Origin of the sequence: Bradyrhizobium sp. SRL28 (assembly GCF_018596315.1) — a bacterium.
GTDB lineage: Bacteria > Pseudomonadota > Alphaproteobacteria > Rhizobiales > Xanthobacteraceae > Bradyrhizobium.
Map to the genome: position 1 here is coordinate 161,458 of NZ_JAHEAG010000004.1, position 16,330 is coordinate 177,787.

A 16,330-nucleotide genomic window follows, 5' to 3' on the forward strand; every position below is an offset into this window, starting at 1 on the left:
CTACGCCCCAAAGCTCTTCGGCGATCCCGCGACCGGCGTGCTGCCGCCGCTGGCGACCTTCATCACCGCAAGCCCCCGCTCATTGCTGCCGTCGGAGCGGAAGCGGAACAGGCCGTCGATGCCGGCAAAGCCCGACGGGTTGGTCAGCGTTTCCGGCGCAAAGCGCTGGGCGCCCTGCTTCGATAGCGCGGCGACGAGCGCGACCGCGTCATAGGCCAGCGTCGCGGTACGCACGGGGTCGGCGCCGTATTTGGCGCGGTAGCGACCCGAGAAGCCGCGAAAGCCCGACGGATCCGGCGCGGCATAGAGCCCGCCCTGCAGCACCGGGCTCGCATAGACGCGCGGATTGTCCCAAAGCCCGGTTCCGAGCAACTGAATGTTGCGCAAATTCGCGCCCGCCGCCGTCAAGGCATCCGCCGTCGCCACGACCGATTCGCCGTCGTCGGCGATGAACAGCGCATCCGCCGAGCCGAGCGACTGCGCTACCGTCCGCGCCGCAGCCGAGCGATCGACGCTATATTTTTCGAAGGCGACGAGACGCCCCTTGCGGCCGACCGCCTGCTTGAAGGCTGCTTCCACCACATTGCCATAGGCGTTGTCCGGCAAGAGCGCCGCGAAGGATTTCTTTCCGATGCTGGCGGAATAATCGACGATCCGGTTGACGTCGGATTCGGGCAGGAAGCTGAGCAGATAGACGCCGCGTCCGGCCACACTTGAGTCGGTCGAGAACGCGATCACCGAAACGCCACGCGCGCGCGTCAGTTGCGCAGTGGCCGGCACCGAGGCCGCGAACAGCGGGCCCAAAATGATTTCCGCGCCCTCGCCGAGCGCCTGCTGGGTGACCTGCTGGGCGCCTTGCGGGCTGCCGCCGTCATCCTTGATCAGAAGCTGGATATTCGGATCCTGGAATTCCGCCAGCGCCATCTCGGCCGCGTTCTTCATCGATTGCGCGGCAACGCCGGCATTGCCGGCGGCCGAGAGCGGCAGGATCAGGCCGACCTTGACCTGCCCGGTGCCGACTGCAAGCGGCTGTTGCTGCGGCCCTGCGGGTCCTTCGGGTGCGGACGGGCCGAACGGATTGGAAACCTGGCCGCCGGAACAGGCGCCAAGCAGCGGCGCGCCGAGAATAAGGCCGAGCGCCGTCCGCCGGGTTGGTCCTGACAGCCGCGGATCCGGAGATCCAGGCTTGCGATTGAGCGGGCCTACCATCTTGTCTCTATCTCTTGACCGACCGCCGTCGGCCAGGATTCCGGCTTTTTGGGCCGAGGCACCTGAACCGCTACTGAACCCGAATGCGGGATTCTGCAATATTGTCGAGAATTAGTTAACCAAAACAAAAGGATTACAGCCCCGCCGCACGTCGGGGAACTCCAGCCTTGCTTCCCCTCCCACCAGATATAGCGCTTGCACCAAGACCCCTTTAGATTGCCATTATGCGCGCAAAACCCAGTTCCAACTACGGGCCTGACACCGAACCGGGTTCGGCCAACAGAACATTTTCCATTGGCGCCCACGTCCTGAATGCCCCGAAGCCGGTTCCCGGCCTCTATCTGGTGGCAACCCCGATCGGCAATCTCGGCGACATTACCTTGCGTGCGCTGGAGACATTGGCCGGCGTCGACATCATCGCCTGCGAGGACACCCGCATCACCCGCCGCCTGACCGAGCGCTATGCGATCTCGGCGGAGCTCAAGCCCTATCACGAGCATAACGCGGCGATGGCGCGGCCGAAAATCCTGGAAAAGCTGGCGCAGGGCGCCTCGATCGCGCTGGTGTCGGACGCCGGCACACCCTTGATATCCGACCCCGGCTTCAAGCTGGTGCGCGAGGTCTGTGCCGCCGGCCACGCCGTGATCGCGGTGCCCGGCGCGTCCTCGGTGCTGACGGCGCTCTCGGTCGCAGCACTGCCCACCGACCGGTTTTTCTTCGAGGGATTCTTGCCGGCCAAGGAAGGCGCGCGGCGGACGCGGCTCACGGAGCTTGCCCGGATCGACGCCACGCTTGTCATGTTCGAATCCGGCAACCGCGTGCAGGACACGCTGGCCGATCTTTCTGACATCATGGGCGGGCGCGACGCCGCGATCTGCCGCGAACTCACAAAACTGCACGAGGACATCACGCGCGCGACAGTCGCGGAGCTGGCGAAGGCCGCCGGCACGCTGGAAACCCGCGGCGAGTTCGTGCTCGTGGTCGCCCCGCCGCGCGCCGATGAAGGGGTCATGACGCAGCACGACCTCGACGACCTCTTGCGCGCCTCGCTTGCGCGCGACAGCGTCAAGGACAGCGTGGCGCACGCAGTCGAGCTTTCCGGGCGGCCGCGCCGCGAGGTCTATGCCCGCGCGCTGGAGCTCGCCAAGGAAACTAACAAGGAGGCCAGAGGCAACGATGGCGAAGGCTGAAGGCCCGTTCCCACCGGAGACCGTGACAAAACTCGCCGCGCCCGAGCGGGTCGCGGCCTTCCGCACCGGACTTTCGGCCGAAAGCCGCGCCGCCGCCTTTCTGATGGCCAAAGGCTACCGCATCCTCGCCAAACGCTTCCGCACCCCCTATGGCGAGATCGACCTGGTGGCGAGGAAGCGCAGTCTGATTGCCTTCATCGAGGTCAAGGCGCGAGCCAGCCTCGATGACGCCGCCTATGCCGTGACGCCGCGCCAGCAGGCCCGCATCATCGATGCCGCGCAAGGGTGGCTGATGGCGCATCCCGAGCATGCCGAATTTGAGCTCCGTTTTGATGCCATCCTGATTGCGCCGCGGCGTCTGCCACGCCATCTGTTAGCGGCATTCGACGCCAGCACTTAATAAGTATCCCCTCCAGAGACCCGGACCCTCCCCTATGAAACTGAATGTCGCCGTCCAGATGGACCCCATCGCGCGTATCAACATCCGCGGCGATTCGACCTTCGCGCTGCTCCTGGAGGCGCAAAAGCGCGGCTACAGCATTTCCTATTTCACCCCGGACCAGCTTTCGCTGCGCGGCGAGGAGCTGGTGGCGCCGGTGCAAAAGCTCACCGTGCGCGACGAAATCGGCGACCATTTTACCCTCGGCGAACCCAAACGCGAGCCGCTGACCAATTTCGACGTCATCCTGTTGCGACAGGAGCCGCCGTTCGATATCGCCTACATCACCTCGACGCATTTGCTGGAACGAATCCATCCCAAGACGCTGGTCGTCAACGATCCCGCCAGCGTGCGCAACGCGCCAGAAAAGATGTTCGTGCTGAACTTTCCGCAGCTGATGCCACCGACGCTGATCTCGCGCGACCTCGACGAAATCAATTCGTTCCGCGCCGAGCACGGCGCCGTTGTCATGAAGCCGCTGCACGGCCATGGCGGCGCGGCGGTCTTCCGCGTCATGCCGCAGGACATGAATTTCGGCTCGCTGTTCGACATGTTCTCGGTCACCTTCCGCGAGCCCTGGGTGATCCAGCGCTTCCTGCCCGAGGTCAAGCACGGCGACAAGCGCATCATCCTGGTCGACGGCGAATTCGCCGGCGCCGTCAACCGTGTGCCGGCCCCCGATGATCTGCGTTCCAACATGGTCCGCGGCGGCGCCGCGCAGGCCACCGAACTCTCAGAGCGAGAACGCGAGATTTGCGACACGCTCGCGCCCGCGCTGCGCGAGCGCGGATTGCTGTTCGTCGGCATCGACGTGATCGACGGCAATCTTACCGAGATCAACGTCACCTGCCCCACCGGCATCCGCGCGATTGCCAAGCTCGGCGGGCCGGATGTGGCGGCAAAAATCTGGGATACCATCGAAAAGAAGCGCGGCGCAAAATAGCGCGCCGCCTGTCATCGCATTTTCGCATCTCACCTCTGTCGCCTCCTCCTACTTGCCAATTTCGGGAAGCGGGAGCAGCGTGTAGCTACGGATGAATCTGTCCGGGCAGCATGCTGCAATTCATAAGAACAGTGGAGGAAGACGTATGACGATGAACGTTTCACGACGGTCTTTGCTTGCGCTTGGCGCCGGTTTGGGCGCTTCGACCCTTCTCGGCGGCAGCGCGCTGGCCAAGGCGCCAAAACTTGGCACGCAGACACCCTACTGGCACCGCTTCGTTCTCGGCGACGCCGAAGTGACCGTGGTCTCCGACGGCACGCTGCCGCTCGGCCCTCCCAAGGGCACCTTCGTTGGCGTGCCCGATGAAGAAGTGAGGAAGATGCTCTCCGACAACTTCCTTAATCCCGACAATGTCGTGCTCGAGCAGAACTCACCGATCGTGAACAACGGCGACAAGCTGATCCTGTTCGACACCGGCATGGGCACGTCGAAAGCATTCGGGCCGACCACGGGCCGACAGCAGAAGAGCATGGCGGAAGCCGGGATCAAGCCGGGCGACATCGACGCCGTGGTGTGCTCACACGCCCACATCGATCATATCGGCGGCCTCGTCGGCGCCGACGACAAGCCGTTATTCCCCAACGCGCAGGTCTACATCACCCAGAGCGACTTCGAGTTCTGGACCGATGAAGGCAAGCTTGGCAGTCCCTTGAAGGATTTCGTGATTCACGCCCGCAAGAATTTGATGCCGGTGCGCGATCGCATCGTGTTCATCAAGGACGGCCAGGAATTCCTGCCCGGCGTGCAGGCGATCGCGGCGCCCGGCCACACCGTGGGCCACACCATCTTCATGGTGACGTCGGCTGGCAAATCCTTCGCCTTCCTCGGCGATCTCACGCATCACGCCGTGCTGTTGCTCGAAAAGCCGCGGATGGAGTTTTCCTACGACACCGACCCGAAACAGGCGGCAGGGACCCGGGTAAAGTTGCTCGACACAATCGCGGCCAACAAGACCCCGGTCATGTCCTATCACTTCGCCTGGCCAGGCTATGGCCACATCGCCAAGACCGGCGATGGTTTCCATTATTATCCCGAGCCAATGAAGATGGAACTCTGAGGGGAATCGACGTCCGGGGCCGGTCGACACGGCCGGCCCCGAATCTCCCGTCTCGCGTTAGGGATCGGTTACCTGATCGCGTAAGTCTTGATCAGCGAATCATGACCTGTGCGATCCGGGAGAAGCCCCTTGACCGACCAACCGCCCGCCAAGCCGTCCGACCTGATTTACGAGGACACCGGGGCCGCGGCCCCGCTGGTCTATTTCGACATCGTCGGCGCCTACGGCACCATGAACGGTGCGGTCGAGGTCGAGCTGGCGACCCGCATTCTGGTGCCGAAGCCGGACGGATCGACGGAGGTCAAATTCATCTCCTCCGGCCGCCTGCGCTGCAGCGCCAACGCCGCCGCCAATCTGCGCAACAGCCTCGATGCGGCATTGAAGATGCTGGAGCAGCCGCAAGGCAGCGCGGCGACGATTGCGGTGGGGAAGCTGAATTGAGGGGGCGCCCCCCAGTTTCCGTAAGCCCTTATTTGGAAACGGCGGGGGAGTGCATTCGTTGACGGCTAGCGGTTGTGGCGCCGCGCTATTCGTACACGCGGAATTAAAACCTACCCACTATGTTCCCTTAATGTTCTTGACTTGCCCTCCGGTTCCCCGCTACCTTCGATTGCATCACGAGGGGCAGCATGGTTGCGCGGGTTTCTACTGTAGCCTTTGAGGGGATCGAGGCCCGGGCGGTCGACGTGCAGGTGCAGGTCGCACCTGGCTTGCCGGCGTTTGCCATCGTCGGCCTGCCCGACAAGGCGGTGTCGGAGGCGCGCGAGCGGGTGCGTTCGGCGCTGATCGCCTCGGGGCTGGCGCTGCCGGCGCGGCGGATCATCGTCAACCTCGCCCCGGCCGATCTGCCGAAGGAAGGCAGCCATTATGATCTGCCGATCGCGCTCGGCCTGATGGCGGCGATCGGCGCCATCCCGCCGGACGCGCTCAACGGCTTTACCGTGCTCGGCGAGCTTGGGCTCGATGGTTCGATCGCCGCCGTGGCGGGCGTGCTGCCGGCCGCGATCGGCGCGAATGCGCGCGAGGAAGGCCTGATCTGTCCTGCGGCGTGCGGAACGGAAGCCGCCTGGGCAAGCCCCGATATCCAGATCATCGCGGCAAAATCGCTGATCCAGATCGCCAACCATTTCAAAGGCACGCAGGTGCTGTCGCGCCCGCAGCCGAAAGTGCACGAGCCGGAGGCGACGCATCTCGATCTGCGCGACATCAAGGGCCAGGAAAGTGCCAAGCGCGCGCTGGAGCTCGCTGCGGCCGGCGGCCATCATCTGCTGATGATCGGCTCACCCGGCGCGGGCAAATCGATGCTGGCGGCGCGGCTGCCTTCGATCCTGCCGCCGCTGTCGCCATCGGAGCTTCTGGAAGTCTCGATGATCGCCTCCGTCGCCGGCGAAATCCGCGACGGCGCCTTGACGGCACGGCGGCCGTTCCGCGCGCCCCATCATTCCGCCAGCATGGCCGCGCTGACCGGCGGCGGCATGCGCGCAAAACCCGGCGAAATCTCGCTCGCACACCAGGGCGTATTATTCCTCGACGAGTTGCCGGAGTTCGATGCGCGTGTGCTCGATTCGCTGCGCCAGCCGCTGGAGAACGGCGAGGTCTCGGTGTCGCGCGCCAACCACCGCGTCACCTACCCTGCACGCTTCATGCTGGTCGCGGCGATGAACCCGTGTCGTTGCGGCCATGCCTATGAGCCCGGCTATTCCTGCAGGCGCGCACCGGTCGACCGCTGCACGTCGGATTACCAGATGCGCATCTCCGGCCCATTGATGGACCGCATCGACCTGCGCATCGAGGTGCCGGCCGTGACTGCCGCCGACCTGATCCTGCCGCCGCCTTCCGAAGGTTCCGCGGAAGTCGCAGCCCGCGTTGCCGCCGCCCGCGACCTCCAGCTCGCGCGCTATGCCGCCGCCGGCATGCCGCATATCCGCACCAACGCCGAAGCGCCGGCTTCGCTGCTGGAAACGATCGCGCAACCGGACGCGCAGGGGCAAAAACTTTTGCGCGACGCGGCGGAGACCATGAAGCTGACCGCGCGCGGCTATCACCGCGTGCTGCGCGTCGCCCGCACGCTCGCCGACCTCGACAGCGCGGAAAAAATCGGCCGGCTTCATCTGGCGGAGGCGTTGTCCTATCGCGCACTGGCCGAGGATCTGCGTCGCGCGGCATAGTGCGTCGCACGATCCCTGTCCCGCACACACGGATCCTGAAAGATCATCAAATAATCCAATCCTTTGTCCTTCATTATTTGATCCAGATCAATGAAGGCTTTGCCGAGAGGCCGATAAGCTCCCGCACGTGCGGTCGAGCATCCTGCAGCGGAGCAGGCCCGTCGCCGCCCAATCCGTCCGATTGCAAGTGACAGGTTGACTGGCACCCACGGGAGCGTGCGGCCGGTCAGTACTGTTCGATCTCCGAAGGTGGCAGGTCGTTATATGAGCGACACGTCAGGTAAACATGATGCACAACCGGCGCTTGGAACTGGTCGGCGCGCGGAACTGATTGTGTTCGCCATCATCGCCGCCTTTATCTGGCCGGTAGTCGCCGTTGGCGTGGTCGGCGGATACGGTTTTCTGGTCTGGATGTCTCAATTGATCCTCGGGCCACCCGGCCCTCCGGGAGCATGAGGTCGCCATGGAAACCCAGGGACCTTCGCGCCGGGCTTTCTTCCGCGGTCAATTTCTTTCCAAACCCGTGGCGGTGATCGGCGGCGACTGCCTCGCCGAAGCCGGCATCTTCTGCCGCTCCTGCGGTGATGTCTGCTCTGCTTCAGCCATTCGCTTTCGTCCCCGCATCGGATTGCCACCGCAGGCCATCGTCAATGAAGCCGCCTGCACCGGATGCGGCGAATGCGTCGGCGCATGCCCGGGGGAGGCCATCACGCTGGGCGCCGCGCGTCATGGAGACGCTTCATGACCGCGGAAGCCACCATTCACATATCGAGCGCGGTCGTATCCGTGTTGCCGGAACGTCGTGACGAAGTGCTGCGCGCGCTCGCGGCGCTGCCCGGCGTTGAGATCCATCAACGCGATGCGTCGAAAATCGTGATCGTGATGGAGGCGACTGAGAGCGGAATTCTCGGCGGCCGTCTCGCCGAAATCGCATCCTGGCAAGGCGTCCTGTCGGCCAACATGGTGTTCGAGCAGGTCGAGAGCCTAGCCGATATCGGAGACTAGATCATGTCACTCTCGCGACGCGAATTATTGAAGGCCCAGGCCGCTGCGGTCGCCGCCGCAGCCGCCGGCATGACGATTCCAGCAAACGCGCAGCCGGTGCCGGGCGGCGTCGGATCGCTGGAGATCAAATGGTCGAAGGCGCCGTGCCGCTTCTGCGGCACCGGCTGCGGGGTGATGGTCGGCGTCAAGGAAGGCAAGGTCGTTGCGACCCACGGCGACACGCTCGCCGAGGTCAATCGCGGGCTCAACTGCATCAAGGGATATTTCCTCTCCAAGATCATGTACGGCGGCGACCGCCTGACCACGCCGCTGTTGCGCAAGAAGGGCGGCGCGTTCGACAAGAACGGCGAGTTGACGCCGGTGTCGTGGGACGAGGCCTTCGACGTGATGGCCGCCCGCGCCAAGACGGTGCTGAAGGACAAGGGCCCGACGGCGCTCGGCATGTTCGGCTCGGGGCAATGGACGGTGTTCGAAGGCTATGCCGCCACCAAGCTAATGCGCGCCGGTTTCCGTTCCAACAATCTTGATCCCAATGCCCGCCACTGCATGGCGTCAGCGGCCGTCGCCTTCATGCGCACCTTCGGCATGGACGAGCCGATGGGCTGCTATGACGATTTCGAGGCGGCGGACGCTTTCGTGCTGTGGGGCTCGAACATGGCCGAGATGCATCCGATCCTGTGGACGCGTCTCACCGACCGGCGCCTCAGCCATCCGCATGTGAAAGTCGCGGTGCTCTCGACCTTCACCCACCGCAGCTCCGATCTCGCCGATATCCCGATCGTGTTCAAGCCGGGGACGGATCTGGCGATCCTGAACTACATCGCCAACCACATCATCACGACCGGACGGGTCAACCAGGACTTCGTCAAGAACCACACCACCTTCGTGAAGGGCACGGTCGACATCGGCTACGGATTGCGCGCCGACCATCCGCTCGAGGTCAAAGCCAAGGGCGCGGCGACCGCAGGCGCCACCCAGCCGATCGACTTCGACGCCTATGCCGCCTTTGTGAAGGACTACACGCTCGAGAAGGTCTCCGAGCTGTCAGGCGTCGAACGCGGCTTCCTGCAGGAACTCGCCGAGCTCTATGCCGATCCGAAGCGCAAGGTGATGTCGCTCTGGACCATGGGCTTCAACCAGCATGTGCGCGGCGTATGGGCCAACCAGCTCCTCTACAATCTGCACCTGCTGACCGGAAAAATCTCCGAACCCGGCAATTCCCCGTTCTCACTGACCGGGCAGCCATCCGCCTGCGGCACCGCGCGTGAAGTCGGCACCTTCGCGCATCGTCTGCCCGCCGACATGGTCGTGACCAATCCGGAGCACCGCAAGCACGCCGAAGAAATCTGGCGCGTCCCGCACGGCATCATTCCGGAGAAGCCGGGATACCACGCCGTCGAACAGGACCGGATGCTCCACGACGGCAAGCTGAACTTCTACTGGATTCAGGTGAACAACAATCTGCAGGCCGCGCCGAACAATTCGCGCGAGACCTATCCCGGGTACCGCAATCCCGACAACTTCATCGTCGTTTCCGACGCCTATCCGACCGTCACCGCGATGGCCGCCGATCTGGTTCTACCGGCGGCGATGTGGGTCGAAAAGGAAGGCGCCTATGGCAACGCCGAGCGCCGCACGCATGTGTGGCGACAGCTCGTCAACGCGCCCGGCGAGGCGCGCTCCGACCTCTGGCAGATGATGGAATTTTCCAAGCGCTTCACCACCGACGAGGTGTGGCCGGAGCAGATCCTGACTGCGAATCCCAACTACCGCGGCAAGACGCTGTTCGATGTGCTGTTCCGCAACGGCAATGTGGACAAATTCCCGGCTACCGAAATTCCCGCCGAGTACGAAAACCGCGAAGCAAAAGCCTTCGGCTTCTACGTGCAGAAGGGCCTGTTCGAGGAGTACGCCCAGTTCGGCCGCGGCCATGGCCACGACGTAGCTGATTTCGACACCCTTCACGAAGTGCGGGGGCTGCGATGGCCTGTCGTCAACGGCAAGGAGACGAAGTGGCGCTATCGCGAAGGCCTCGATCCCTATGTCAAAGCCGGCAAGGGCGTCGACTTCTACGGCAACAAGGACGGCAAGGCGCGCATTATCGCGGTGCCCTACGAACCTCCAGCCGAATCCCCCGACAAGGAATACGATATCTGGCTGGTCACGGGTCGCGTGCTCGAGCATTGGCACTCGGGATCGATGACCATGCGCGTGCCCGAGCTCTACAAGGCGTACCCCGGCGCCCGGGTCTACATGCATGCGGAGGACGCGCGCGCCCGGGGCATCAATGAGGGCGCGGAGGTGCGCGTGATTTCCCGGCGCGGCGAAATCAGGAGCCGCGTGGACACCAAGGGGCGCAACCGGATGCCGCACGGCGTGGTCTTCGTTCCCTGGTTCGACGCCAGCCAGCTCATCAACAAGGTGACGCTGGACGCAACCGATCCCATTTCCAAGCAGACGGACTTCAAGAAATGCGCGGTCAAGATCATTCCGGCCTGATGCGGTTTCGCTCGTCCATTGCAGGCGCCCTGCTCGGCGGCATGCTGGTGTTCGTCTGCGGCGCGATCTACGCCCAGAACGCGCCGCAGGTCGTGCCGCGCGTCACCGGCGCCGCCTCGCCGATGGGCGATGTACCGGCGCCCGCTTTGGCGCGGCCGGTCATCGACGACAAGCGGCTGATGCGCAACTATCCTGAGCAGCCACCGATCATTCCGCATTCCATCGACAATTATCAGCTCACGCTCAAGACCAATCGCTGCCTCGACTGTCACCGGCGCCAGTATACCGAAGGCTCCGGGGCGCCGATGATCAGCGTTACCCACTTCATGGACCGCAACGGTCAGGTTCTCGCCGACGTGACACCCCGGCGCTACTTCTGCACCGCCTGCCACGTCCAGCAGACGGACGCGCAGCCGCTCGTTCCCAGCACGTTCAAGGATATGCTTCTTATCGGTCCCGAGAAGAAGTGAGAACCTGCAATGCAGCGGCTCAAGTCACTCCTGATCTGGTTCTGGAACATCGCCAGCCGTCCGAGCGCGCATCTGAGCCTCGGTTTCCTCGCACTCGGCGGCTTCGTCTGCGGCGTCCTGTTCTGGGGTGCCTTCAACACCGCGCTGGAGATCACCAACACCGAAAAGTTCTGCACCTCGTGCCACGAAATGCGCAGCAACGTGTTCGAGGAGCTGCAGCACACGCCGCATTTCACGAACCGCTCGGGAGTCCGGGCCACCTGTCCCGACTGCCACGTTCCGCACGAATGGACCGACAAGATCGCCCGTAAGATGCAGGCGTCGAAGGAAGTCTGGGGCAAGATTTTCGGCGTCATCGACACGCGGCAGAAGTTCCTGGATCATCGGCTCGAACTCGCCAAGCACGAATGGGCGCGACTGAAGGCCAATGATTCCCTGGAGTGTCGCAACTGTCATTCCGCCGTCGCCATGGATTTCACCAGGCAAACCCGACGCGCCGCGGAAATCCACGGCAAGTTCCTCGTCACCGGGGAAAAGACCTGCATCGACTGCCACAAGGGCATCGCACATGAACTGCCCGACATGACCGGCATCGAACCGGGCTGGCGGGCTCCGCCCGAACAACGGGATCGCCAGAGCTTTCGCGAGGATCCGCGCGATGAGCTGATGAGATATCTCGCAGCGACCGAATCGGAGCGGTAATGCGTGCTCAGGCATTGCTCGCATTGCGCAACGCCGAGCAAAGAAACGTGGGGTGGGCAAAGCGTAGCGTGCCCACCATTGTCGACGCGACGATCCAGATAGATGGTGGGCACGCTCCGCTTTGCCCACCCTAAGAGGGCGGGAAGCTTTTAAGCAAACCTCGGGCGAATTGCGCCGCGAGAATGCGAAGTCATATTCAGTCGTCATCACCCGCCTTGTGCGCACTTGCGCACTGGGGCGGGTGACCCAGTATTCCAGAGACGCCAGTGATTGAACCGATAGGCCGCAGCGTACTGGATTCCCCGCATGCGCGGGGGACGACGACCCTGTGCTGCGTCGCTATCACCACGTCATTGCGAGCGCAGCGAAGCAATCCATGTCGCGGCATAAAGAAAGAATGGATTGCTTCGCTGCGCTCGCAATGACGTGGATGGGCCGCAGCGTATTGGATGCCCCGCATGCGCCGGGTCTGAGGCCTTACGCGGCAATCGCCCCGGCTCGCTTCGCACCACTCGCTATGAGGATGCCGAGCCGCACAAAAACAACCGGCGTCAACACCGCGGTAACTAGTTTCCTTTACCCTCTGCCAACCATAAGTCCCCTGTCGCGGACTTGGCGAGTAGCGTGTCATGTTGCGTTTGAAGATCCTGGCCTCGGTTGTTCCGCTGGCGATTGCCGCTTTGTTCGCGCGCGGCGAGTTTTTGACGGGGCCTCAGGCCTGCATCGAAATAGCAGGCATGTCGGTCAAGATCGCCGCCCTCTCCTGGCAGGCGCACCTGCATGTCGGTTTCACCGACGATCCCTCCCGCGCGACGGTGCGGGTCCAGATTTCCGACAACGCGGAAGCGGCCGACTTCACCGTGATCGACGACATCGATACGGCCGAAGCCGGCGCCTGCGGGAGCAGCGCGCCGCCGCGACTGATCGCGATCTCCCGCAATCCCGCGCCCTCCGATCCCGTGATCTATCTTTCCAGGGATGGACCTGCCGACTACCGGATATTCGTGTCCTCGAAGAGCTTTTCGCTGCTCGATGCCGCAGCCCTGATCGTCGGCGCGCGCGGCGAGCGCCACCGCGTCGAAGCGGCGTCGCTTTAACACTTCGTTCACCATGTTCTCATCGCGGCCGACAACCGCGGTTAGCCTCAAGCACTTTGCAATGTCGGCGACGCATCGTCTGCTTCAAGCACACGGCTGGTCGGGCCAACTCAATTCAAGCAGTAATCTCGGGGTCATTGGCGATGGGACGGACTTTCCGGATCAAACTTCGCTTTCGCCGTTTCGGCCGCCGGCATCCCTGGCTGACCTTCGCGCTTCGCTCCTTCATGATCTTCTCGATCGTGTTCGGCGCCGCCTATGGATTCATTGCCGGAAGCAAGACGGAAAATTCCGGCTATGACCCGCACTCCTTTGCGATCGGCGTCGCTTTCCTGTTTGCGATCGCCTGTGTCGCGCTCGCCACGTTTAGCGTCCGGCTCCGCCTGATGCGCAAGAAGATGCGCAAGGTCGCTCTGCATAATGAAGCGCTGGCCGACCGGAACTGGGAATTGCAGGAAGCCGAGCAGCGCGCCCGCCGCCTGTTCGAAGCGCAGGGCGATCTGATCGTACTGCGCGACGCCGAGGGCCGCATCACCTATGCCAACGATGCCTATTGCGAACTCGCGCAAATGCCGCGCGACGCGCTGTTCGGCACGCGCTTTGCGCTTGAAGTTCTCGAACAGGGCGACACCGCGCTCGAACCGAACGGCACCCGCGTTCACGACCAGCAGGTCGCCGGTCCGCTCGGCCCGCGCTGGATCGCGTGGCGCGAGGGCCTCGTCCGCAACGACGCCGGGGGCCCGGCGGAAATGCAAAGCGTCGGCCGCGACGTCACCGATCGCACCGAAAGCGAGCGCGCGCTGGCCGAGGCCCGCGACCAGGCCGATGCGGCAAGCCGCGCCAAGTCGCGTTTCCTCGCGATGGCGAGCCATGAAATCCGCACGCCGCTCAACGGCATCATCGGCATGAGCGGGCTGTTGATGGATACACCGCTGACGCCGGAACAGACGACCTATGTCAAGGCGGTGAAGACCTCCGGCGACGCGCTGCTCTCGCTGATCGAGGAGCTGCTGGATTATTCCAAGGTCGAGGCGGGCAAGCTCGATCTCGAATATCGTCCATTTGCGCTATCCGGCCTGATCGAGGACATCACCGAATTGCTGGCACCGCGCGCGGAGGCCAAGACGATCGAGATCGCCGCCTATGTCGACGAGCGGCTGCCGATGCACGTGATCGGCGACGCGGCGCGGTTGCGGCAGGTGCTGCTCAATCTCGCCGGCAACGCGATCAAGTTCACCTCGGCCGGCGGCGTCGCGCTGATCGTCGAGCCCGGCATCTGGCCCAACGAAATCAGTTTCCTGGTCCGCGACACCGGCATCGGCATCGCGCCCGAGGCGCGCGAGCGGATTTTTCGCGAGTTCGAGCAGGCCGACGACAAGATCGCCCGCAGCTATGGCGGCACCGGGCTCGGCCTGAGCATCTCCGACCGCATCGTCAAGCGCATGGGCGGTCGCATCACGCTGGAGACCCAACCGGGCGCCGGCTCGACATTCGAAGTGTCGATCCCGCTCACCGCCGCCGACGGCGAACAGACGTCCTTCGCAGCACCCGATCTCTCCGGCCAGTCGATCATGCTGGTCTCGCCACAGAGCATCGAGGCCTCGCTGACCGGGCGGCGGCTTCAGCGCTGGGGCGGGCAGACCTGCATGGTATCGGACGCCGATGTCGCTGAAGCGCTGCTACCCGAGCGGCCTTGGCACGCCGTGCTGATCGATCACGCGCTGGGGCTGGCCGACATCGAACGGCTCGGCGAAGCCGCGCGGCTTCATGCTACCCAGCGTATCGTGATGTTCACGCCGGCGACGCGGCAGGAATTGCAGCCGTCCGGCAGCTCCGCCCTCACCGGCTACCTGGTCAAGCCGTTGCGCGCGGCTTCGCTCGCGGCCCGCCTGACGACCGCGCCGGAAGTGGCCGCGCCGAGCCTCGAGCCGGCCATCGACCCGATCGAGACATCAGCCGCGGCGTCGGCCAAGGGCCTGTCGATCCTGGTGGCCGAGGACAATCAGATCAATGCGCTGTTGATCCGCTCGCTGCTCGGCCGGCTCGGCCATGACACCGTCATCACCACCAACGGCGCCGAAGCGCTGGAGTCCTGGCTGTCGGCGAAATCCGCGGGCAGCCCCTATGATCTCGTCCTGATGGACATCCAGATGCCGCAGCTCAACGGCATCGAAACCACCAAGCGGATTCGTACCCTCGAGGCTGGCGAGCCGGGCGTCCGGACGCCGATCCTCGCCCTCACCGCCAACACGCTGGTGGAAGACCGCTACGCCTGCTTCGAGGCCGGCATGGACGGATTTTTGATCAAGCCGCTCGACCGCGAAAAACTCGCCGACGCGCTCGCCGGTCTCGTCGCGTCACGACACATCGCGGCGTGAGGTGAATTCGCAGGAATCGTAGGGTGGGCAAAGCGACTTGTCCGCCGTAGCTCGAAGAGCGAAGGCGGAAGCGTGCCCACCATTCAGCGATAGAGGGATAGATGGTGGGCACGGCGCGATACGCCTTTGCCCACCCTACGAGTCTACAGCCGCCGCAGCGCCACCGTCTCGACCAGGTGATCGGCGCGTTTTTTCAGGATCAGCGTCGCGCGCGGACGGGTCGGCAAAATATTGTCCTCGAGATTGGCGAGGTTGGTGCGTTCCCAGATCGCGATCGCGGTCGCCGTGGCTTCCTCATCCGACAGGACAGCGTAGCGATTAAAGTACGATTTGGGATCGGTGAACGCGGTGTCCCTGAGCGCAAGGAAGCGCCGCACATACCATTCGCGCAGCACCGGCTCATCGGCATCGATATAGACGGAGAAGTCGAAGAAGTCGGACACCACGGGCACCGCCTTGCCGTCGCGCGGCAGGCGACCGGTCTGCAGCACGTTGACCCCCTCGACGATCAGGATGTCGGGACGGTCGACCTCGATCCACTGGTTCGGCACGATGTCGTAGACCAGATGCGAATAAACCGGCGCGCGCACCGGCCGGCGGCCGGCCTTGATGTCGGAGAGGAACGACAGCAGCATCGGCAGATCGTAGCTCTCGGGAAAGCCTTTTTTCTGCATCAGGCCCTGCCGCTCGAGCACGGCATTGGGAAACAGAAAACCGTCTGTCGTCACCAGGTCGACCTTGGGCCGCGGCGACCAGCGCGCCAGCAATGCCTGCAGCACGCGCGCGGTGGTCGATTTGCCGACCGCGACCGAGCCGGCGACGCCGATGATGTAGGGCACCTTGCGGTCCCGGATGTCGAGGAACTGGCGCTGCGCCTGGTAGAGCCTGTGGGTGGCGTCGACATAGATCGACAACAGGCGCGACAGCGGCAGGTAGATGTCCTCGACCTCCAGCATGTCGAGGCGATCGTGCATCGAACGCAGCCGCTCGAATTCGCCCGGCTCCAGCGTCATCGGCGTATCGTCGCGCAACCGCGCCCACTGCTCGCGCGTGAAGATACGGTAGGGATTGTATTGCTGTTCGGTGGTCCGGATATCCATGAACTGCCCCTTC

The 16,330-nt window shown here is 64.0% G+C and carries 16 protein-coding genes; 14 read left to right on the forward strand and 2 right to left on the reverse strand.

Annotated elements, in window-relative coordinates; all coding sequences use genetic code 11:
* Positions 1–1,209, reverse strand: coding sequence for a penicillin-binding protein activator (locus tag KIP88_RS12255; protein WP_214488166.1), 1,209 nt, complete (start codon positions 1,207–1,209; stop codon positions 1–3).
* Positions 1,210–1,433: 224 nt separating this feature from the next.
* On the opposite strand from KIP88_RS12255, the gene rsmI reads away from it, so the two are divergent.
* From rsmI to KIP88_RS12325, 14 genes are all read left to right on the forward strand, one after another.
* The gene (gene rsmI, locus KIP88_RS12260) at positions 1,434–2,399 is read left to right on the forward strand and encodes a 16S rRNA (cytidine(1402)-2'-O)-methyltransferase (RefSeq protein ID WP_214488167.1); all 966 of its coding nucleotides are present in this window, start codon (positions 1,434–1,436) and stop codon (positions 2,397–2,399) included.
* Entirely contained in the window at positions 2,386–2,799 is a 414-nt protein-coding gene (locus KIP88_RS12265; RefSeq protein WP_214488168.1) for a YraN family protein, read from the forward strand. Before rsmI ends, KIP88_RS12265 begins: the two co-directional genes overlap by 14 nt.
* A gap of 34 nt (positions 2,800–2,833) precedes the next feature.
* On the forward strand, positions 2,834–3,781 hold the full coding sequence (gene gshB, locus KIP88_RS12270; protein WP_214488169.1) for a glutathione synthase: 948 nt from the start codon (positions 2,834–2,836) through the stop codon (positions 3,779–3,781).
* Between the two features lie 145 nt (positions 3,782–3,926).
* A complete protein-coding gene (locus KIP88_RS12275; RefSeq protein WP_214488170.1) occupies positions 3,927–4,898 on the forward strand; it encodes an MBL fold metallo-hydrolase in 972 nt (323 codons plus the stop codon).
* A 129-nt stretch (positions 4,899–5,027) separates the two neighbouring features.
* The gene (locus KIP88_RS12280) at positions 5,028–5,339 is read left to right on the forward strand and encodes a hypothetical protein (RefSeq protein WP_214488171.1); all 312 of its coding nucleotides are present in this window, start codon (positions 5,028–5,030) and stop codon (positions 5,337–5,339) included.
* A 188-nt stretch (positions 5,340–5,527) separates the two neighbouring features.
* Entirely contained in the window at positions 5,528–7,066 is a 1,539-nt protein-coding gene (locus KIP88_RS12285; RefSeq protein ID WP_214488172.1) for a YifB family Mg chelatase-like AAA ATPase, read from the forward strand.
* A gap of 264 nt (positions 7,067–7,330) precedes the next feature.
* The gene (napE, locus tag KIP88_RS12290) at positions 7,331–7,522 is read left to right on the forward strand and encodes a periplasmic nitrate reductase, NapE protein (RefSeq protein ID WP_214488173.1); all 192 of its coding nucleotides are present in this window, start codon (positions 7,331–7,333) and stop codon (positions 7,520–7,522) included.
* 7 nt (positions 7,523–7,529) lie between these two features.
* Positions 7,530–7,811, forward strand: a complete 282-nt coding sequence (locus tag KIP88_RS12295; protein WP_214488174.1) for a 4Fe-4S dicluster domain-containing protein — start codon at positions 7,530–7,532, stop codon at positions 7,809–7,811.
* Complete coding sequence (locus KIP88_RS12300; RefSeq protein ID WP_214488175.1) at positions 7,808–8,071, forward strand: chaperone NapD; 264 nt, start codon at positions 7,808–7,810, stop codon at positions 8,069–8,071. The genes KIP88_RS12295 and KIP88_RS12300 overlap by 4 nt, the downstream gene beginning before the upstream one ends.
* Before the next feature lie 3 nt (positions 8,072–8,074).
* Positions 8,075–10,570, forward strand: coding sequence for a periplasmic nitrate reductase subunit alpha (gene napA / locus KIP88_RS12305; RefSeq protein ID WP_214488176.1), 2,496 nt, complete (start codon positions 8,075–8,077; stop codon positions 10,568–10,570).
* Positions 10,543–11,040: a nitrate reductase cytochrome c-type subunit gene (locus tag KIP88_RS12310; protein ID WP_214488177.1), complete on the forward strand. Its 498-nt coding sequence runs from the start codon at positions 10,543–10,545 to the stop codon at positions 11,038–11,040. Before napA ends, KIP88_RS12310 begins: the two co-directional genes overlap by 28 nt.
* 9 nt (positions 11,041–11,049) lie before the next feature.
* Complete coding sequence (locus tag KIP88_RS12315) at positions 11,050–11,742, forward strand: cytochrome c3 family protein (protein ID WP_214488178.1); 693 nt, start codon at positions 11,050–11,052, stop codon at positions 11,740–11,742.
* A gap of 629 nt (positions 11,743–12,371) precedes the next feature.
* The gene (locus tag KIP88_RS12320; protein WP_214488179.1) at positions 12,372–12,839 is read left to right on the forward strand and encodes a hypothetical protein; all 468 of its coding nucleotides are present in this window, start codon (positions 12,372–12,374) and stop codon (positions 12,837–12,839) included.
* Between the two features lie 143 nt (positions 12,840–12,982).
* The gene (locus KIP88_RS12325; RefSeq protein ID WP_214488180.1) at positions 12,983–15,217 is read left to right on the forward strand and encodes a PAS domain-containing hybrid sensor histidine kinase/response regulator; all 2,235 of its coding nucleotides are present in this window, start codon (positions 12,983–12,985) and stop codon (positions 15,215–15,217) included.
* Positions 15,218–15,360: 143 nt separating this feature from the next.
* Here the strand turns inward: KIP88_RS12325 and coaA are convergent, their stop codons facing one another.
* Entirely contained in the window at positions 15,361–16,317 is a 957-nt protein-coding gene (gene coaA, locus KIP88_RS12330; protein WP_214488181.1) for a type I pantothenate kinase, read from the reverse strand.
* Between the last annotated feature and the right edge of the window lie 13 nt (positions 16,318–16,330).